Here is an 18,747-nt window from a genome sequence, read left to right as displayed (position 1 = left end):
TCAAGTGAAAGACCGGCCTCGAGGCCCGTCTGCAGATCAGTCTGTCCGATCGTGACGCCGAGCTGAAATGCTGTCTCGGCATGGATTTGATACGCACTCCCTATGTCCCGGAAGGCGGCGCGAAAAGGCCCTCCGGCGGGGGCACCGGAGGGCTTGGCACCTGCGTTCGGGAGTATGCGATGCAGGCGCGGCTAGGCGGGGAGCGAGGCGCCTAGATGTATCGTCGCTCGCTGGCTGCGACCGGGCTTTCATCAGCGCGCAGAGGATCAGCGGCAAGCCAGGCTGCTGCACGCTGCCGCCCCCTGTCGCGCATGTCGGTCAGTTCGCCCCAATCGGTCCAGGGCCGCAACAGCAGCGGAGCTCCGGCACGGTGTCGACTGTCGAATATGGTGTGAACCGGCGCGCATTTCGTCAGGCAATGACCGGCTGCGGTGCTGCGAGCCGGACACGGCGTGGTGAAGACGGAAGGCTTGCCGGCGATAATCAGGCGATGGCGACCTTCAGCTGATACGAGGCGCGGCGACTGGAAGACGTCGCCCTCACCCCAATAGGCATCGCCGTCGATCTCGACAGGCGGCGAAAGGAAGGGGATCGTGGCTGCCGCGACGATCGCATCGATCGACAACTGGTCGCTCGTGAATATCTTTACCGCATCCGTGCGCGCGTTGACGGCTAACACGCCCAGTTTCACCGGGCATTCCTCATCACGGATTTGCTTGAGATCAATTGACTGTTCCAGGATAGATCGAAGCAGGCTGGCTCTGTCATCGGAAAAGACCGAAGCGTGGCTGATGCGCCGCCAGAAATTGGCCAGTGCCGTCCGCGCGCCGCGCCTGCCGCCGACGCTCAGGCCGTAGGCAAAGACGGATGCCTCCATCGCTGCGAAACCCGACGCCGTGACGCCGTTGACGCGGCAGTTCGTTTCGTCCAGCAGGCGATCGAGCACGCCCCAGACGAACGCGCCATGGGCATCGTTTGCCAGCACGATGTCGATCGTCCGTTCCTCCAAGCCAAGATCCACCGCTGAAATGGCGGCCTGGTCCGGTCTAATCGGGGACTGGGCAAGCATGGTTTCGTCTCCATCCCAAGATCGTCAACAAGGCGACTGGAATGAGACTGCCGCATCTTCTTGATCAGCCGAAATGCCAAGGTGGCATGAAGTCCATAGGCAGATTGCATTGGCTGCCGGTCTTCGCGCGCCGCACTCTTCATCCCGATCAGACGAGGCGACGCGCGTTGCCAGCCCTGGCGCTGTTGCCAGAGCCGCCGCCTGGAAAGGAGATCAATGATGAGAAGACTACTTGCCTGTCTGGCAGCGTTTGCAATTGGCGTTGGTGCGTACCCTGCGTCCGCCAACCCGTTCAGTGACTTCGCTGCATTTCCGAGCTTCTATACGGACGCCACGATGAAGACGATGAAACCGATGGCTGGGTTCAAGAACGCCTGGTTCGCTCTGTCAAAGCATGATCGCGTCAAGATGACAAAGGCATGCAACGACCCGGCGATGAGTAAGCCCCACGCCCAGTTCTGCGCCAAAGTCCTCGCTTTGGGCGGAGCTGACTAGCAGTGCGATCGTAGGCATCTACGAGATGCACGCCCGGCATAACCTCGATACGCAGATGGCATTGGCAGCTTGCCGGCTGATTGTCGCGAGATCAAAGCCAGCAACGAGAAACCCAGAAATTCTCAATTGCTGTCAATCAATCAAGCGGTTGTCGACAGGACGACTACCCGACCAGAAAAGGACTTGAAAATGAATCCAAAAGCTATCTGCCTCGGCGTTTTTGCCCTTTCCGTTCTTGGCGGCGTTGCCTTCGCCGGCGCCCTCGACGAGCCTTCCAACATGCAGCCCTTCTTCACCGACGCCAGCATGAAGACGATGAAGTCGAGCGCCGATTTCGAGACGGCGTGGAAGGCCACGCCGAAATCGACGCAGAACGCAATGATGAAGGAATGCAACGACGCCGCCATGAGCAAGCCGCATGCGCAGTTCTGCGCGCAACTCTTTGCCCTCGGCCATCACAGCTGACGCTACACGACCAGATGGCGGGCCTTGGCCCGTCATCGTCGCATGACGAAACGCTATTGACTTTATAGCCCCCGCGCATTGGCGCGATCCCGTTCCTTGCGGCAGTCTTCGAGCTGGAAATGCACCTGCGCTGCTCGAGGGACGATACTTATGGACATCCATCACATCCGCTACTTCCTGGCCGTCTGCGAGACCCGAAATTTCACGCGCGCGGGCGAAAGGTGCAACGTCACCCAGCCTGCGCTGTCACGTGCGATCCAGCAGCTCGAGGAAGAGGTCGGCGGCCTGCTGTTTCGCCGCGAGCGAAACCTGACCCACCTCACCGATCTGGGTGCTTTGCTGCGGCCGCGGTTTCAGCAGATCCTCGATGAGCTGACCGGAGTGCGGCAGGAGGCCTCGAGATTCCTCTGCCTGGAGAACGCCAACCTCAAGGTTGGCGTCATGTGTACCATAGGCCCGCGCCGCTTCACCGGCCTGCTGGCCGATTTCAACAGGCGCCAGCAAGGCATTCAGCTGCAGCTTGTCGAAGGTGTGCCCGCGTCCCTGTCGCAACTGCTGGAGGCGGGTGAGATCGATGTCGCCATCATGGCGTCCAGCAACAGTTTTCCGGAGAGGTTCGATGTTACGCCGCTCTACCGCGAGCGTTTCGTCCTCGCTTTCCCCAATGGGCATCGGTTGGCCCGCAACGACAATGTCGCCATCTCCGAACTCGACGGCGAAAATTATCTGAGGCGGCTGAACTGCGAGTATCGCGATCATCTCGCCGGTCTGTGCAACGACCGTGGCGTCAAACTCAGGATCTCCTATGCGAGCGAGCGCGAGGACTGGATCCAGAACATGGTTTCCGGGGGGCTTGGCATCTGCTTCATCCCGGAGTTCAGCGCGGTGATCCCAGGCTTGCAGATCCGGCCGGTCATCGATCCCGAGGTCTGGCGGGAGGTCTCTCTGGTGGTCGTGGCGGGGCGCAGGTTCTCGCCGGCCGCCTCTGCCTTCGTCAACAGCGTCAAGGCGCATGGCTGGCCTGAGAGTGCCCTCGCTCAAGCAATCCGTAAGACCGCAGCCTGAAGAAAACTGAAGAAATGGTTGTGGCGCGCCTCAAGTCCTGTCGTGCGCCTTCTTCATGCATCCAGGACAGCCAACGATAGTTTTCAGGTATCGAATTAAGAGCCAGTCAGCATTTCTCTTTCATCGAGGCTCCCGTCACTCTCCTCTCATGCCCCGCTTCCGCGATTGGGCACCGACAAAGGAGAAATCGACATGGCTTCCAAGACTATTGCATTGCAGGTGCCGCTGAAGCTGGCGCTGACACTCGGACTTCTCACCGCCACCGCCGCGTTTTCGGTGGCCCCGGTTTTCGCCGGCGACTGTCCTGCCGGCCAGGCCGCGACGACCGACATCCAGGAACATCCCAGCAAGCCGGTGGGTGTGACCGACACGGTCCTTTCCGCAATCGATCTGAGCAGCAAGGGCGAGGCCTGGAAAGGCAACATGCTGCGCCTTCGCAAGCTCGTCGTTCAGCCCGGCGGCGTCGTGCCTTGGCACGAGCACAATGTCCGCCCGGCCAACATCCTGATCGTCGAGGGTTCGATCACCGAATATCGCAGCACCTGCAAGGTCGGCATCGAACATCCGGCCGGTGACGTGACCGCCGAGTTCGGTCAGCTTGCCCACTGGTGGAAGAACAATGGCAAGGTTCCGGCCGTCCTCTATTCCGCCGACGTCCTGCCGCCCGCGATGCACGAAGACCACATGATGTGAGCCGTTCGTCGCGGCCAAGCTATCCCGACATCAGAAACCAAAAGCCCGTCCTCTGGCGATCGCCCGGGGACGGGGCAACGGAGCCTGTCATGACGACGAGTGAACATACCGAACCAACGCGGCTTCGCTCAGTGGCCGCAGACGGCTGGCGCTTCGGCCTGATCGCCTTGATTGCGTTCCTGACGCTCGTTGATCTGTTTGCCACCCAGGCCATCCTGCCTTCGCTGGTGGTGAAATTCGGCGTCAGCCGCGCCACCATGGGCTTCGCCGTCAACGCCAGCACGTTCGGCATGGCGGTGGCGGGCATCGCCGTCGCGCTCTTCGGACGCGGCATTGATCGCCGCAACGGCATCTGGATCAGCCTGGTCATCCTGGCGATACCGACAACGCTGCTTTCGCAGACCGACAGCATCGTGGTTTTTGCTTTGCTGCGCATAGCGCAAGGCCTCTGCATGTCGACCGCCTTCACGTTGACGATGGCTTACCTGGCAGAGCATTTTTCCGCTCGGCAGACGACCAGCGCGCTCGCGGCCTATGTGACCGGCAATGTCGCCAGCAACTTCTTCGGCCGGCTCATGTCGGCTGCCGTGGCCGACACATTCGGCATCTCTTCAAACTTCCTGACTTTCGCCGCCCTCAATCTGTTCGGCGCCGCTCTTGTCTGGTTCACGCTGCAGAAGACCTCGGCCATGATGCGTGGGGACGGGACTGGCGGGACTGCCCGCGGGGCCTGGAAAGCACCATTGCAAAACGTCGAGCTGCGCGCCTGTTTCGCGATCGGCTTCCTGATCCTCTTCGTCTTTATCGGCACGTTCACCTACGTGAACTTCCAGCTCGTAGCAGTGCCCCTGTCTTTGACCCCGATGGCCCTCGGCGTGGTCTACTTCGTCTTCCTGCCCTCAATGTTGACTACTCCACTCGCCGGGCGCGTGGCCTCGCGTCTCGGGCCGAGGGTGGGGGTCGGACTGACGCTCGGGCTGGCGATCGCCGGTTTGCTTCTGCTGCTCGCTCCGAGCCTTCCCGTCGTCCTCGCCGGAATGGCGCTGGTTGCTATCGGCACCTTCCTTGCGCAGGCGATAGCGACCGGACATGTCAGCCGGACCGCCGCGCGCGATCGCGCCGCCGCGAGCGGCATCTATCTCGCGTCCTACTACGGCGGCGGCCTCGCCGGCAGCTTCGTCATCGGACAAGTCTACGACCGCATTGGGTGGACCGCCTGCGTGGCCGTGCTTGTCGCCGTTCTCGCCAGCGCGATTGCGATCGCGCGTGTGCTGCAAACACCGAAGGCCTGAGCATCAACCTGAAAAACTGTTATCCAACCAAGGAGACTGACATGATCAACCAACTGAAAACTCTGCTCGCAGGCGCCGCTCTGCTGATCGCCGTTGCCCTCCCGGCAGCCGCATCGGACGGCGTTGTCACCGTAAAGAGCGACTATTCCGTCGCCGAGACCGTCGCCCGCATCAAGAAGGACGTGCTCAAGAAAGGCATCAAGTTCTTCGGCGTCATCGACCAGGCACGGCTTGGCAACAATGCCGGCAACGATGTCAGGCCTTCGCGGCTCGTCATGTTCGGCAATCCGGCCCTCGGCACGACGTTCATCACCTCAAATCCCGAGGCCGGCCTGGACTGGCCGGTGCGCGTGCTGGTCTACCAGACGCCCGACGGGCAAGTTTACGCTGCCTACAGCGACTTCGACTGGATTGCCAAGCGCCACGGCATCACTGACCGGCAGGCGCAGTTCAAGATGGCCACCGAGGTGATCCAGTCCGTGACCTCGACCGTCAAAAAGAACTGAGCGCCGAGATCCAGTGGCCGGGCATGCGAAGCACGCTGGCCGGCGCCGGCGGCCCCTACTCGGCGGCGGACAGCGCTTTCACCCGCTCGCCGAACCACTTCTTCTGCGTGGCCTCGCGCACCAATGCGCCGACCGCGGGCGAATGCCTGCGGCCGCGCACCGTGACGAGATTGACCTCCCGCCAGAATTCCGGTTCGGTGATCGGCAGGGGCACCACGCCAGGATGCTTGGCGGTATGCTCCGGCATGAAGCCGAACCCAAGCCCGGCAGCGATCATCGCCAATGTCCAGTCGTCTCGATCGCTCCAGTAAACCGGACTGACGGTGACGCCCTGCTCCGCAAGGATGGCGTCCGCGTAGCCCGCGAACTCGCAATTGTTGCGGTGGATGTAGCTTTCGTTGCTCATGTCCTTCACCCGCACAACGCGCTGGTTGGCAAGGCGATGGGCCAGGTGAACGGCCATCACCATCTGCTCTTGGAACAGCGGCAGGGAGTGCACTTCCTCGTCGGGGACGTCTGAAGGCAACGCGTAGATGGCGGCCTCGAGTTCACCCTCGAGCAGCCTTCTCCTGAGGCTCACGGCGTCCGCATCGCAAAGATGCAACTCGACGCCGGGGTGGTGCGCGCGCACGCCCGCGATGAGCTCGATGATCTCGTCCGGAGCGATCGTGCTCATGATGCCAACCTTGAGCGGCATCTTCTTCAGGGTCACGTATTGTTCGGCAATCTGCTTTGCCTGGCGAGAGTTCTCGAAGACGCCCTCGAGATAGGTCTCGACCATGCGGCCGAGTTCGGTGAGGTGAGTGAAGCGGCGCTCACGGTGGAAGAGCGGCCCGCCGAATTCATCCTCGAGAAGTTTGATTGCGCGCGACAGCGCGGGCTGCGTGACATTGCACTGCTCGGCCGCCCTGGTGAAATTCAGCTCCTTGGCGACGGCCAAGAAGTATCGGACCTGGCTGATCTCCACTGCACGCTTCCCCTCGGGGCGGTTCCGGATGCCCCGGCGTTGCCGAGCAATATTACTAGCTGCCGTAACTCTGGTCCGCAGATCCAGAGCCGAGCGCTGCAGCTCGGCGCCAAGCAGCCGCCGGCCCATTTGCCTGCGGTTCCAGACACAGGGAAACAACGATGCTCAGTGGCAAGACAGCGCTCATCACCGGTTCGACCAGCGGCATCGGGCAAGGCATAGCCGAAGCCTTCGCCGCCAAGGGCTGCAACATCGTCCTGAATGGTTTTGGCGATGCCGTCGAAATCGAACGCCTGCGGGCGAAGCTCGCCGGCGATCACGGGGTCACCGTCCGCTACGACAATGCCGACATGAGCAAGGGCGTTGCGATCACGGCGATGATGGACAAGGCCATCGATGAATTCGGCTCAGTCGACATACTGGTCAACAACGCCGGCATTCAGCATGTCGCGCCGATCGATGACTTCCCGATCGAGAAATGGGAGGCGGTCGTCGCGATCGATCTTATGTCTTCGTTCTATACGATCCGGCGCGCGTTGCGGGCGATGAAGGCACGCAAATGGGGTCGCATCATCAACGTGGCTTCAGCACACGCACTCGTCGCATCGCCCTATAAGTCCGCCTATGTCGCAGCCAAGCACGGGGTCGCCGGCTTGACCAAGACCGTCGCGCTGGAAGTCGCCGAACAGGGCATCACCGTCAATGCCGTCTGCCCCGGCTACGTGCTCACGCCGCTGGTTGAGAAGCAGATCCCGGACACGGCGCGAGCCCGCGGCATCACCGAGCAGCAGGTGATCAAGGATGTGTTGCTCGCGGCGCAGCCGACCAAGCAGTTCGTCACCGTCGAGCAGGTTGCCGCGCTCTGCCTGTTCCTGGCGTCGGACGAGGCGGCGTCGATCACCGGTGCCGTGATGCCGATCGAAGGCGGTTGGACCGCTCACTAGACCTGCACGAGGACCGAAGGCCATGAACAAGATCACGCGAAACCTGTCTGTTCCGGAAGCAGAACCGGCGGTCAGCCACCAGGCCGAAGTCAGGCGTCAGACAGTCCTTGTCCTTCAAGGCGGTGGCGCTCTCGGTGCCTATCAGGCCGGTGTCTACCAGGCGCTGGTCGAGGGCGGCATCGAACCGGATTGGGTCATAGGAACCTCCATCGGCGCCATCAACGCCGCGCTGATTGCAGGAAACGAGCCCGGCGATCGTCTGCCCAGACTTCAGGAGTTCTGGGACGGCGTCAGCCGGAGCAGTCCGCTCGACGAGTTTTTCCGGATGATGATTCCAAGCAACATCTTCGCCAACATGGGCACGGTGATGCGCGGCATCCCTGGCTTTTTCGAACCGAACCCAAGCGCGATGTTTGGAGTGAACCGCGAGGTCGGTGTCGAGAACGCGTCCTACTACACGACAGATCCGCTCAAAAGGACGCTGAACAATCTGATCGACTTCGACTACCTCAACGGTCGCCACACGCGACTGACGGTCGGCGCGGTCAACGTCAACACCAGCGAGCTCAAATACTTCGACACGCGCGAGATGATCCTGTCGCCGGCGCATATCATGGCGTCGGGCGCTCTACCGCCAGCGTTTCCGGCGGTCTGCATCGACGGCGAGCCTTACTGGGACGGCGGCATCTATTCGAACACGCCGATCGAGGTCGTTCTGGACGAGCGTCCGCGGCGCGACGCGCTGATCTTTGCCGTCAATATGTGGCAGCCCCGCGCCACCGAGCCGAAATCGATCTGGCAGGTCATGGGGCGGCAGAAGGATCTTCAATACGCCAGCCGCGGCAAGAGCCATGTCGCCCGCCAGGAGCAACTGCATCGTTTGCGCCACGTCGTGCGCGAAATGGGAAAGCTCGTGCCCGAGGAGCGTCGCGAGGATCCGATGTTCAAGGAACTCGCGTCTTACGGCTGTCCGTCGGTCATGCATCTCGTCCGGCTGCTTTCGCCGCGCCTCGACGGCGAGGACCACACCAAGGACATCGACTTCACCCGCTCGGGCATCCGCACCCGCTGGCAGGCGGGATACGGACATGGGCAGCGCGTCCTAGCGGACAAGCCCTGGGAGTGCGAGGTCGACGTGCTTCAGGGCATCGTGATCCACGAATCCCAAGAGTGATGCGCCGCGCCAAAGAAGGGATGGAGACCACCGATGCAGATCATCACTCCAGGTGTGCGGCTCATTCCTGAAGCCGTTCTGGCCAACAATGCCGCGCTGTTCCGCACCATCCCGGAGACTCCCTCGCACGCGGACAAGTCCCTGCACCGCGTGGTCATTGTCGGCGGCGGCGCCGGCGGCCTGGAACTGGCGACGCGCCTCGGCCGCAAGTTCGGCAACCGGCGGCTTTCGGTCACGCTTGTCGATCGAAACCGCACCCATATCTGGAAACCGCTATTGCACGAGGTGGCGTCCGGCGCCTTGAGCGCGTCGCACGACGCCGTCGAATACATCGCCCATGCCAGCCGACACGGCTACCGGTACCGCATCGGCGAGGTCGTCGGCATTGACCGTGCAAGGCGCCAGGTCTTTGTTGCGCCCAGCTTCGACGATGACGGCCGGCAAGTCATACCGCCACGCGTTCTTGGCTACGACACGCTGGTCATGGCAGTCGGCAGCGTCAGCAACGATTTCGGCACGCCGGGCGCCGCGCGCCACGCCATTTCGCTCGACACCGCGGAGCAGGCCGCCCGATTCAACAGGCGCATGATCGATGCATGCCTTCGTGCCAACGCGCAATACGAGCAGCTGTCGCCCGGTCAGCTCCATTGCGTCATCGTCGGCGCCGGCGCAACCGGCGTTGAATTGGCCGCGGAGCTGCACAAGTCGATGCGTGAAATTGCATCGCACAATCTCGACAACATCGACTTCGAAAGGCTGATCCGCATCACCATCGTCGAAGCCGGGTCGAGGATTCTCCCGGCGCTGCCTGAGCCTATGGCGCGCGCGACGGCACGCTTGCTGATCAAACTTGGCGTGCAGATACGTTGCGGCATCAAGGTCACCGAAGTGACCGAAGACGGTATCCGGCTAGGCGAAAAGCTGTTTGTGCCGGCCGAATTGGTGGTATGGGCGGCCGGCATCAAGGCGCCGGATTTCCTGAGGGATCTCGATGGCCTCGAAACCGACCGCATCAACCGGCTGGTCGTCGACGAAACCCTGCGGGCGGTTGGAGACGAGCATGTATTCGCGATCGGCGACTGTGCGAACTGCATGCTGCCGGGCGAAGACAACGCCTTGCCGCCGCGAGCCCAGACGGCCCATCAGCAGGCAGACCACATGGTGAAGGTGATCGCAACTCGTCTCGCAGGGCGTGCCGCGCCGGCGTATCGCTACCGCGACTATGGTTCCGTGGTCTCGCTGGCCGACTACGGCGCGTTTGGCAGCCTGATCGGAGGGCTGAAGATCGAAGGTCTCATTGCAAGGCTTGTCTATCGCTCGCTGTACAAGATGCATCTCAAGGCGGTGCACGGACTGGCGAAGACCATGCTGGCTGCGATAGGCGAGATCATCGTCAGGCGGGCAAGACCGCGGATCAAGCTTCACTGATGCATGTCGCCCAAAGTGTGCCGGCGGATCGGATCGTCGGGGGATATCTGGTTGGGAGGCGAATGGAACAGGAACCTGGCATGCGACGATGCACGGGGGGCATCGAAACCATGCAGGAAAAACATGGCAATGGCCGAGGGGCTCCGGTGGTAGGCTGTGCGGGACGCGTGAAAGTGCAGACATGACCGCCGACGACCAGGCAATGACATTCGAGCAGTCCGTCCAGGCAGCCATCGAACTTGATGCGCCTCTCAACGAACGGCTGGCGGTGGTTGCCGCGGCGGTTCGCCGTCTGAACTCGGAATTCGCGGACGCTGTAGAGCGACTGGTGGATCGCCTTGAGAAACAAGGGGCCGGGACCATGGCGCCGGCTCCGGGCGATGCCATGCCCGGTTTCCTGTTGCCTGATGACGATGGCAAGCTCGTCAGCCTGTCGGAAATCCTCGCCAAGGGCCCAGCCGTCATCACCTTTCAGCGTGGGCACTGGTGCCCCTACTGCCGCTTGAACGCCATCGGCATCGTCGAGGTGCAGCGCGAGATCGCTGAGCTTGGTGGACAGGTGGTCGTGATAATGCCCGAGCGGCGCAAATTTGCCAAAGCCATGAAGGCCGCGGTTGGCGCGCAGTTCCCGTTTCTGGTCGACATGGACAACGGCTACGCATTGTCCCTCAACCTTGCGATCTGGGTCGGTGCAGAGATGGAGCGGCTGATGGGCCTGGGGCTCGATCTGCCCAACTACCAGGGCAACAGCAGCTGGTTTCTGCCGATCCCAGCCACCTTCATCGTCGGAACGAACGGCATCATCGCGGATCGCTTCGTCGATCCGGACTACCGCCGGCGCATGGACATTGACGAGATGATCGCGGCGCTCAGGCGGGCTCGCTGACGCCGAATGTCGACCAATCTGCTGACCTCAGCAGGTTGAGCAGCGTTGTCGCGACAGGCGAGCGCTGCCTGCCGGCAACCGCATAAACGGAAACGATCCGCGAGACGTCCAGATCGCGAAGCTTGAGCCGCCGGGTGTTCGAGGATCGCGGCGCCGTAAGCGAGACAAAGCCGACCCCGGCATTGGCCTCGAGCAGCGCGAGTAGGTCCTGGTCGGTTTCTACTTCATGCGCGGTTCGAGGCGAGTAGCCTTTTGCGGAAAGGCAGCGCGACAGTTCCTCGCTCGTCTCCCAATCGATCCGGCTGAGCACAGGCTCTGCCGCAAGCTGGGCCAGCGAGACATCGGCCTCATTGCGCCGGGCAAGCGGATGATCGGAATTTACGGCGAGCTCAATCTCCTCCTGAAACAGCGGCCACACGTCCAGGCGATCCCAGACCTGTCCCAGCGGCCCGGCAATCGCCAGTTCGGCATCACCACTTTTCAGCGCGTCGATGACGGCAGCCGGCGAACCACGGTTGATCTTGAGGTGAACGCCGGGATAGGCCCGGAAAAGCTCCGTAAACGGCGACACCAGCAGCGCGATATTGACGCTGTTCGAGATCGTGACATTGAGCGGCGCGACGTCGCTGCTTTGCACTGCCTTGGCAAGCGATTTGGCGGAAGTGGCGGCATCATAACACTGCTGCAGCAGCGGCAGCATGCGGCGCCCAAGTTCGGTGAGGTGCGAATGCTGGCGCTCGCGCCGAAGCAACTCTCCGCCCAGTTCCTCTTCAAGCGTCTTGATGGCGCGCGTAAGCGCCGGCTGCGTGACGTTGCACTCTTCGGCCGCTCTGGTGAAATTCAACGTATTGGACAGGGCCAAAAAATAGCGGACCTGCTGCATCTCCATGAACTTTCGCCCCCTCAGCGAAATGGTTTATCAGCGATGGCGCATATTGCGAGACTAACCCAATTGATCTCATTGAGCAAAGTGGCTTGCGGCGAGGCCGAGGATCGGCGGCGATTGCGGACGTCGATGCAGAGGAGCCTAGCCCTTTTGCCTGGCGTCGTTCTCAGCAGAATCTAATTTCGGTCGTTCGCTTCCTTGCGTCTCAACATTGTAGACGCGAACGTGCCCTTCGAGGCCTTTGAACTGGCGCGTGCCGAGGTCAACGATCGGCATGTTACCAGGCAAATGGCGCGCCACGGAATAATCGATAAGGATTTGTCGATCTTCAGCGGACGAACACAGCCTCGACGCCAAGTTCACGACATTGCCAATTGCGGTGTAGTCAGCGCGGGCCTCATAGCCAATCCGACCCACCGTTGCCCACCCCATAGCGAGACCCATGCCGAAGCCAATCTCATAACCACGCTGCCGCCAATCAGATATGAGCTCTTGTGTGGAATCCTGCATGTCGACAGCCATTTTTACGGCATGAAGCGCCGGCTCTTCACATGGAACCGGGGCGTTGACGAGGATCATCAATCCATCCGCCGAAAAACTGGTCAGCGTTGCTTCATACTTGGTGATTATCGCGCCGAGCGCCTCATAGTACTCGCGCAGGACCTGCATGAGGTTCTCAGGCTCAGCGTGCGATGAAAATGCAGTAAAGCCACGCAAGTCGCTAAAAACAGCGACTACTTCTGCGCGCTGTCCAGCGAGCATTCGCTCGTCACCGGCCTTCTCTACGAGTTCCGCAACCTGTGGTGCAAGGAAGCGCTTCAACCGCGTCAGTCGTTCCGCGCGGTCCCGCGATGTGGCAAGTTCCTGCGCCATTTGGTTGAACCGAGCAGCCAACCGTTCAAGTTCGTCTCCAGTGGAGATGGTGAGCCGGTGATCGAACTGTCCAGCACCGATCTTGAGAGCGCCCTCCTCCAACAGGAGGATAGGCCCGCTCATCCGTCTGGCAAGCCAGTATGCGAGCACCGCCGCAAGGACTGTGGCGAGGAACAACAACCCGCCCGTCCGCCACAATGAAGCGTATAGAGGCGCAAAAGCCTCTGCCTGCGACTGCTCGACAATTACCGTCCAGCCTGCCGCGGTAACCGGCGCGCCAGCAATCACAACGCGTTCATTCTCGGCGTTGCGGCTTGCAATCGCAGTGCCGCCTGCGGCAGCGCTCGCATCCCGCAATTCGCGCAGGGCCAGCGCTGCTTTCTCGTCCGCGCCCTCCATCACTTTGCTGATCGCGGGGTGAGCGATGAGGTGGCCGGCCTGGTCGATGACAAATCCCTGGCCGCTGCGGCCCACGCGGATTTCGGAAACGATGAGCCAGATCGGCTTCAGACTGATTTCGGCGATGACCGAGTTGGCGACGGCTAAATTGTCGTAGCTGGCCATCGCCATGGTTAGGGAGGGTTCGGACCCCGGGCGATAAATGACTGGACCGTACCACACCTTCGCCGTCCTGAGGCCCACGACAGCGGGATCGCCTGAGCGATCCGCCCCGCTTTCTGTCCTGTTTTTGCCAATGCGAGAGATGTGCAGCCGCTCCGCGCCAGTACCGTCGACAATACTGATGCTGAGGATTCCCGGGACCTCGTGCATCGCTCGTACGGCAAGAAGCCGAAGCTGTTTCACGCTGGCCATATTCGATCCTTCCGGGGGGATCGTCGAGCCTAGCGGAAGCTGGATGCCGTCAAGAAAGCTCTCAATTTTGTCGGCCGCCGATGTTGCCTCGGACTGCAGCAGGGCACTGAGGATCGCATGCTGGTCGACATAGCTGAACCACGTGTTGCTGATGCCACCGGCAGCGATCGGAAAAATGGCCGCGGCAAACAAGACGAAGAAATACTTCTGAAATAGCGATCGACGCATGATGCGGCTTTGAGATTGGACGACGGTCTCCCAAGTGATGCGACCCGACCATAGGTCGCGATAGCTCAGCCCCGGAAAGGTAACCTAAATTATTGCGTCTTGGTATGGGCTGAGCCGTTCCCGCTCATGGTCGCGTCTCGTCCCTTCCATGGGTTTGGATACGGATCGGGGAGAGTCGCAATCACGACCCTCAGCTTGATGGAGTCCGCTTCAGGACAACGACGAACTTTGCCTGTTAGGCCGAAATTGGACGCGAAGCTGCCGGTCAAGTCAGGATCGCCCCATGTCGCGGTTTGCGTCCGTGGCGGCGCAGCCCCCGACGGGTTATCCATGCTGATGGTTTGCTACATTAATTTCCACCCGAAACCCACATCGTCTCTGGTCGCCGCTGGGTGCTGCCTGAAGGCGTAACAGTGCCCTATCCAGCCGTTGCAAGCGTTGATTGTGGAGGGAACGTCGTCTGGCCTATGCGCTGAGGCTGGTTCACTCTGGCGTCCGCCCGTTGAATGGAATCGCGCTACGAAGCTTACGGGCAGACCCGGGCCGCGCTTCAGCACCTTGATCATGGCCTCAAACCCATAGAATCGTTACAGGGCGCGGTGGTCGAGCGAATTTTTCGGCAGCCTATTGATGTGCGACTTGGGACGCTACCGATATCAGTTCCTCGGGTTTCGGCGCCCTGAACGTTTGGAGACCAACCTCCAGAATTTCAGTGAAGCTCCAGCGCACGATGCCCTCCCGGTCGATTAGGAACTGACCGACAAGCTGCGCCTGGCCGGAACCCATCATCTGCTGATCGGCTTCCGTAATCTCATATCCTTCCTTCTTGTTGAGAAATTCGTTCATTGCCATCACGTCCATAGGTTCTGGCAACTCGCCTGGAAGGTCAATCTGTATCGCCGCGACCGCGTCCATCCCGACCTCGCGCAAGCCGAAAGCACGATGCGAGGCCCGCTCCGGGTCGGACGCGGCGAGAAGGTGGGGCATCGGGTGGTAGCGGAAATAGAGCCGCGCCCGTTCGACCGGCGTATTGACCACTGCCAGGCACTCGACGCCTTTCTCACGCAGAGCCGGATTGAGTTGCGCCATGGCCGCGACGTGACGGCGGCAGAACGGACAGTGCAGACCGCGAAACAAACCGATCAACAACGGGCTACGGCCTCGAAAATCATTGAGCGCAATCTTGCCTTCTCGCGAGATAGCATCGAGCACTATATTGGGCGCTGGGTCGCCCGGCTGCAGTGGGCGGTTAACACTACACATGGACATGGACACAAACTCCTCGCCCAAGCTCAGTCAGCAAAAGGCAGCAACACTACATTTCGGGTTGCGCCCGCTGGGCGCAAACTCCCGCGCCAGAGCAAACAGCGTTCGGCCTCTGCCATATGCCGAGGTCAAGGTTGCAAGCCCATCATAGCACGAAAAAAGCATCTGCGGCTCACGCGTATCGCGAGCCGTCTCGGACGCCGCGGCAAACAGTGGTCGTCTCATCCGTGCGTAGGACGACCACAGCGGCGAGACCGACAGGATCTTTCAAACGGTGCTCAACGTCTTGAAACTTGGGCGGCTTCGATGTGACCGGAGCCGGCAACGGTGTGTTAGCCCAGATTCGCGACCTCTGCGTAGAACCCTTCAAGCTTTGATCAGAACCGGTCCGCGTTCCGGAAAACCGATGCCGACATTGTCGCCCGCCTGAAACGGCGCATCGACGTTGCGCGACAACACGAACACGTTGCCAAGTGCCGTGGCAACGACCAGTTCGAGATGGCTGCCAGCATAGGTGGCCTTTGCGAGCGTGCCTGCGATCGTCTGCGGCGCGCCAGCAGGACCGATCTCGATGCGGCTTGGACGGACGGCCAGCTTCGCCGGGCCGGCTTGGTGGCCAAGCGCCGGCAGTTTCAAGGCAAGCGTGTCTAGCCGCACGGTAGCTTCGTCCCCTTGCACCGCAACCACCTCGCAATCCAGGATGTTGGCTTCACCGATGAAGTCGGCAACGAATGCGTTGGCTGGCGCGTCGTATAGTTCGCGCGGCGTACCGTCTTGTGCGACCACCGCCTTGTTCATGACGATGATGCGGTCCGAAACCGCAAGCGCCTCTTCCTGGTCGTGCGTGACGTAGACCACAGTCAACCCGAGCTTAGTCTGGATCTCCCTGATTTCCTCACGCACATGCCGGCGCAGCTTGGCATCTAGGTTGGAGAGCGGCTCGTCGAACAGCAGCACTTGCGGTTCTAGCACCAGTGCGCGCGCCACCGCCACGCGCTGCTGCTGACCACCCGACAGTTCGCTGGGCAGGCGCGCCTCGAAACCGGTCAGGCCGACCAACTCCAGGCCGGCGCGGGCGCGGGACGCGGCCTCCTTCTTGTCATGGCCGGAGAAGCGCAGACCGTAGGAGACATTTTCCATCACCGTCATGTGAGGGAACAACGCATAGGACTGGAACACCATGGAAACGTCGCGGTCGGTGGCCGGCAAGCTCGTTACGTCGTTGCCGCCGATGAGGATACGGCCGCTGGACGGCATCTCCAGGCCGGCGATCATGCGCAGCGTCGTCGTCTTGCCGCAGCCGGAAGGTCCGAGAAGCGTCACCAGCTTGCCGGCCTCGATCGCAAGCGAAATGTCGTTGACCGCCGGCGTGCTGGCGCCGGGATAAGTCTTGGTGACGTGCTCGAAGGTCACCGAGGCAGCGTTGCCGCGAATTTCGGCCATCACCCGGCTCCTGCTATTGTCGTCTGGCCCCCTGGCGTTGCCGGCAGGCTGACATTGGTGCGCACGCTCCAGCCACCGTCGCCTTTCTGGATACCGCGCCGGCCGATATTGCGGCTGCCGACGACCAGTTGCATCAGGCCGATGACCACCAGCATGACGACGATCAGTACCGTCGAATAGGCGATGGCGATGCCGTATTCATTGTTCTCGACACGTCCGACGATATAGCTGGTCGAAAGATCGTAACGCGCACTGACCAGGAAGATGACGGCGCTGATCGCGGTCATGGCGCGCACGAAGGAATAGACAAGCGCCGCCAGCATCGCCGATCTCAGCAAGGGCAGGATGACGCGTCTGAAGGTCTGCCACGAATTGGCGCCAAGCGTCAGCGAGGATTCGTCCAGGCTGCGGTCGATCTGCGACATCGAGGCGACGCCGGCGCGTACGCCGACTGGCATGTTGCGGAAGATGAACGACAGCACGAGGATGATGCCGGTTCCAGTCAGTTCGATCGGCGGCACGTTGAAGGCTATGATGTAGCTGACGCCAATGACCGTTCCTGGAATCGCGAAAGACAGCATGGTCGCGAATTCGAAGGCATTCTTGCCACGGAAATTCTGGCGAACGAGAAGGTAGGCGGTCAGAAGTCCTACCCCTGCGGTCAGTGGCGCCGATATCAGCGCGATCTCCATCGTCGTCCAGAACGAACTCCACGCCGACCCCGACCAATGGATGCCGAATTCATTCCAGCTGACGGCGAACGCTTTCTTGTAGTGCTGCAGCGTCAGGCTCTGATCGACCCCCCACAGCCTGACAAAGCTGCCGTAGAAGATCACCGCGTAGACCAGCACGGTGAACGCCGTCCACAGGCCGGCGATAACATAGAGCGCGCGTGTCAGCCCGTCCGGCAGGCGCGGATGGACGCCGGCATCGCCCTTGCCGGTGACGGTGGTATAGGAACGCCTGCCGATCCAGAAGCGTTGCGCGTAAAAGGCGCCAAGCGTGAAGCCTAGCAGCACCAGTGCCAGGATCGCCGCAAGTGCTGCATCGTTCTGCGCGCCGACAATGGCGAAGAAGATTTCCGTCGACAGGACGTCATAGTTGCCGCTCAGCACCAGCGGATTGCCGAAATCGGCCATGCTTTCGATGAAGCCGAGCAGGAAGGCGTTGGCGAGGCCTGGCCGCATCAGCGGCAGGGATACGGTCCAGAAGGTCTGCCAGCGGCTGGCGCGGAGCGTCTGCGAGGCCTCTTCCATGGATGGGCTGACGCCTTCGACGACGCCGATCAGAACCAGGAAGGCGATCGGGGTGAAAGCGAGAACCTGGGCGATAAGCAGGCCGGGAAGGCCATAGACCCAGCGTGTCGGCTGGATGCCGAAGACGCCGGCGACGCTCTGGGTCACCGCGCCCGACAGCCCGAACAACAGGATGATGGCAAGGCCGATGACGAAGGCCGGGGTGATGATCGGCAACACAGTCAGCGCACGCAGCAGCTTGCCATAGCGGAAATCACTGCGTGTCACGACAAGCGCGAACACCAACCCCAGAAACATGGTCAGCAGGCCGACGAGCACGGCGAGCAGCAGCGAGTTCCAGGCAACGCCGCAGCGGCTGCCGCCGGCGAGACAGTCCAGGCTCCACAAGCGCGAACTGAACAGCTTGGCCAGGAACGTGACAAGCGAATAGCCACCGTCGTCGGTCTGCATGGCGTTGGCCAGCATCATCAGGATCGGCATGAAGATGAAGATGGAAACCACCGCGACGACGAAGCCGATCGAGCTGACGACGAAAACGTCGCCACCGACGGCACCGCGCGAGGCAATGCCAAGGGTGAGCAGAAACAGAAAGGCGCCACTGACCAGCAGGGCGCCGTAGCCCATGCCGAACTGGCGGTCGCCAAGATCGCCGAACAGGCTGGTCAGCCAGCTGAACTGCCAGCCGTGCAACCCGATGGCGAAGCCCTGGAACAAAAGCCAGCCAAAACCGGCAGCGCCGACAATGACCAGCAGCCGGCCGAAAAACGGATCGGATTTGTTGCGACCCCACAGCAGCAGCGGCGCCGGCAGGAGGAAGCCGAGCGGCGCCAGCCACAGTTTTTCGCCCTTGAGGGCCAGAACCAGCGCTGGAGCGAATTTGCTATCGAACGGGTAGCCGTCGAACAGCCAGGAAAAACCGAAGAACCCGTCTTCGATGCCGTACCAGGGCAGCAGGGCAAACCCCACCCAGCCGATCGCCATCCAGAGGACGACGATCG

Annotated in this window: 17 protein-coding genes; 10 read left to right on the top strand and 7 right to left on the bottom strand. The window is 61.5% G+C overall.

Annotation, left to right across the window (positions count from 1 at the left end; genetic code table 11):
• Window positions 1–211: 211 nt before the first annotated feature.
• Entirely contained in the window at window positions 212–1,069 is an 858-nt protein-coding gene (locus EN846_RS24210; protein WP_127392675.1) for a hypothetical protein, read from the bottom strand.
• Window positions 1,070–1,285: 216 nt separating this feature from the next.
• On the opposite strand from EN846_RS24210, the gene EN846_RS24205 reads away from it, so the two are divergent.
• The 6 genes from EN846_RS24205 to EN846_RS24180 all read left to right on the top strand — a co-directional run bounded on the left by EN846_RS24205 (window position 1,286) and on the right by EN846_RS24180 (window position 5,585).
• Window positions 1,286–1,564, top strand: a complete 279-nt coding sequence (locus tag EN846_RS24205) for a hypothetical protein (protein WP_127392674.1) — start codon at window positions 1,286–1,288, stop codon at window positions 1,562–1,564.
• Between the two features lie 189 nt (window positions 1,565–1,753).
• Window positions 1,754–2,029, top strand: a complete 276-nt coding sequence (locus EN846_RS24200; protein WP_127392673.1) for a hypothetical protein — start codon at window positions 1,754–1,756, stop codon at window positions 2,027–2,029.
• A gap of 150 nt (window positions 2,030–2,179) precedes the next feature.
• A complete protein-coding gene (locus EN846_RS24195; protein ID WP_127392672.1) occupies window positions 2,180–3,094 on the top strand; it encodes a LysR family transcriptional regulator in 915 nt (304 codons plus the stop codon).
• A 192-nt stretch (window positions 3,095–3,286) separates the two neighbouring features.
• The gene (locus tag EN846_RS24190) at window positions 3,287–3,787 is read left to right on the top strand and encodes a cupin (RefSeq protein WP_127283467.1); all 501 of its coding nucleotides are present in this window, start codon (window positions 3,287–3,289) and stop codon (window positions 3,785–3,787) included.
• An 89-nt stretch (window positions 3,788–3,876) separates the two neighbouring features.
• Complete coding sequence (locus EN846_RS24185) at window positions 3,877–5,079, top strand: MFS transporter (RefSeq protein WP_127391597.1); 1,203 nt, start codon at window positions 3,877–3,879, stop codon at window positions 5,077–5,079.
• A 41-nt stretch (window positions 5,080–5,120) separates the two neighbouring features.
• On the top strand, window positions 5,121–5,585 hold the full coding sequence (locus tag EN846_RS24180; RefSeq protein WP_127283469.1) for a DUF302 domain-containing protein: 465 nt from the start codon (window positions 5,121–5,123) through the stop codon (window positions 5,583–5,585).
• A 55-nt stretch (window positions 5,586–5,640) separates the two neighbouring features.
• Here the strand turns inward: EN846_RS24180 and EN846_RS24175 are convergent, their stop codons facing one another.
• Window positions 5,641–6,552 (bottom strand): LysR family transcriptional regulator, encoded by a 912-nt coding sequence (locus EN846_RS24175; protein WP_127283470.1) that lies wholly within the window; start codon window positions 6,550–6,552, stop codon window positions 5,641–5,643.
• 161 nt (window positions 6,553–6,713) lie between these two features.
• On the opposite strand from EN846_RS24175, the gene EN846_RS24170 reads away from it, so the two are divergent.
• From EN846_RS24170 to EN846_RS24155, 4 genes are all read left to right on the top strand, one after another.
• The gene (locus EN846_RS24170; RefSeq protein WP_127391595.1) at window positions 6,714–7,496 is read left to right on the top strand and encodes a 3-hydroxybutyrate dehydrogenase; all 783 of its coding nucleotides are present in this window, start codon (window positions 6,714–6,716) and stop codon (window positions 7,494–7,496) included.
• Between the two features lie 22 nt (window positions 7,497–7,518).
• Window positions 7,519–8,670: a patatin-like phospholipase family protein gene (locus tag EN846_RS24165; protein WP_127391594.1), complete on the top strand. Its 1,152-nt coding sequence runs from the start codon at window positions 7,519–7,521 to the stop codon at window positions 8,668–8,670.
• A gap of 33 nt (window positions 8,671–8,703) precedes the next feature.
• A complete protein-coding gene (locus EN846_RS24160; protein ID WP_187331467.1) occupies window positions 8,704–10,098 on the top strand; it encodes an NAD(P)/FAD-dependent oxidoreductase in 1,395 nt (464 codons plus the stop codon).
• Window positions 10,099–10,279: 181 nt separating this feature from the next.
• Window positions 10,280–10,984 carry a peroxiredoxin-like family protein gene (locus EN846_RS24155; RefSeq protein WP_127391593.1) on the top strand — a complete coding sequence of 235 codons (705 nt, stop codon included), beginning with the start codon at window positions 10,280–10,282 and terminating at the stop codon, window positions 10,982–10,984.
• On the opposite strand, the gene EN846_RS24150 is transcribed toward EN846_RS24155, so the two are convergent.
• The 5 genes from EN846_RS24150 to EN846_RS24130 form a co-directional block, all read right to left on the bottom strand.
• Complete coding sequence (locus EN846_RS24150; protein WP_127391592.1) at window positions 10,968–11,873, bottom strand: LysR substrate-binding domain-containing protein; 906 nt, start codon at window positions 11,871–11,873, stop codon at window positions 10,968–10,970. The genes EN846_RS24155 and EN846_RS24150 overlap by 17 nt on opposite strands.
• 138 nt (window positions 11,874–12,011) lie before the next feature.
• Entirely contained in the window at window positions 12,012–13,784 is a 1,773-nt protein-coding gene (locus EN846_RS24145) for an adenylate/guanylate cyclase domain-containing protein (protein ID WP_127391591.1), read from the bottom strand.
• Between the two features lie 624 nt (window positions 13,785–14,408).
• Complete coding sequence (locus EN846_RS24140; RefSeq protein WP_127391590.1) at window positions 14,409–15,053, bottom strand: peroxiredoxin-like family protein; 645 nt, start codon at window positions 15,051–15,053, stop codon at window positions 14,409–14,411.
• A 363-nt stretch (window positions 15,054–15,416) separates the two neighbouring features.
• Window positions 15,417–16,493, bottom strand: a complete 1,077-nt coding sequence (locus EN846_RS24135) for an ABC transporter ATP-binding protein (protein ID WP_127391589.1) — start codon at window positions 16,491–16,493, stop codon at window positions 15,417–15,419.
• Window positions 16,493–18,730: an iron ABC transporter permease gene (locus EN846_RS24130; protein WP_210213988.1), complete on the bottom strand. Its 2,238-nt coding sequence runs from the start codon at window positions 18,728–18,730 to the stop codon at window positions 16,493–16,495. The genes EN846_RS24135 and EN846_RS24130 overlap by 1 nt, the downstream gene beginning before the upstream one ends.
• Window positions 18,731–18,747 lie beyond the last annotated feature (17 nt).

This window comes from Mesorhizobium sp. M4B.F.Ca.ET.203.01.1.1, from assembly GCF_004791025.1.
GTDB lineage: Bacteria > Pseudomonadota > Alphaproteobacteria > Rhizobiales > Rhizobiaceae > Mesorhizobium > Mesorhizobium abyssinicae.
The sequence above is the reverse complement of the archived record's forward strand: the minus strand, read 5'-3'. Positions and strand labels throughout refer to the sequence as shown.

Coding starts and splice junctions, on each gene's coding strand:
- EN846_RS24160 (WP_187331467.1), top strand. CDS start 8,704: ATGCAGATCATCACTCCAGGTGTGCGGCTCATTCCTGAAGCCGTTCTG.
- EN846_RS24145 (WP_127391591.1), bottom strand. CDS start 13,784: ATGCGTCGATCGCTATTTCAGAAGTATTTCTTCGTCTTGTTTGCCGCG.
- EN846_RS24170 (WP_127391595.1), top strand. CDS start 6,714: ATGCTCAGTGGCAAGACAGCGCTCATCACCGGTTCGACCAGCGGCATC.
- EN846_RS24190 (WP_127283467.1), top strand. CDS start 3,287: ATGGCTTCCAAGACTATTGCATTGCAGGTGCCGCTGAAGCTGGCGCTG.
- EN846_RS24205 (WP_127392674.1), top strand. CDS start 1,286: ATGATGAGAAGACTACTTGCCTGTCTGGCAGCGTTTGCAATTGGCGTT.
- EN846_RS24200 (WP_127392673.1), top strand. CDS start 1,754: ATGAATCCAAAAGCTATCTGCCTCGGCGTTTTTGCCCTTTCCGTTCTT.
- EN846_RS24155 (WP_127391593.1), top strand. CDS start 10,280: ATGACCGCCGACGACCAGGCAATGACATTCGAGCAGTCCGTCCAGGCA.
- EN846_RS24140 (WP_127391590.1), bottom strand. CDS start 15,053: ATGTCCATGTGTAGTGTTAACCGCCCACTGCAGCCGGGCGACCCAGCG.
- EN846_RS24135 (WP_127391589.1), bottom strand. CDS start 16,493: ATGGCCGAAATTCGCGGCAACGCTGCCTCGGTGACCTTCGAGCACGTC.
- EN846_RS24150 (WP_127391592.1), bottom strand. CDS start 11,873: ATGGAGATGCAGCAGGTCCGCTATTTTTTGGCCCTGTCCAATACGTTG.
- EN846_RS24165 (WP_127391594.1), top strand. CDS start 7,519: ATGAACAAGATCACGCGAAACCTGTCTGTTCCGGAAGCAGAACCGGCG.
- EN846_RS24130 (WP_210213988.1), bottom strand. CDS start 18,730: ATGGCGATCGGCTGGGTGGGGTTTGCCCTGCTGCCCTGGTACGGCATC.
- EN846_RS24195 (WP_127392672.1), top strand. CDS start 2,180: ATGGACATCCATCACATCCGCTACTTCCTGGCCGTCTGCGAGACCCGA.
- EN846_RS24210 (WP_127392675.1), bottom strand. CDS start 1,069: ATGCTTGCCCAGTCCCCGATTAGACCGGACCAGGCCGCCATTTCAGCG.
- EN846_RS24185 (WP_127391597.1), top strand. CDS start 3,877: ATGACGACGAGTGAACATACCGAACCAACGCGGCTTCGCTCAGTGGCC.
- EN846_RS24180 (WP_127283469.1), top strand. CDS start 5,121: ATGATCAACCAACTGAAAACTCTGCTCGCAGGCGCCGCTCTGCTGATC.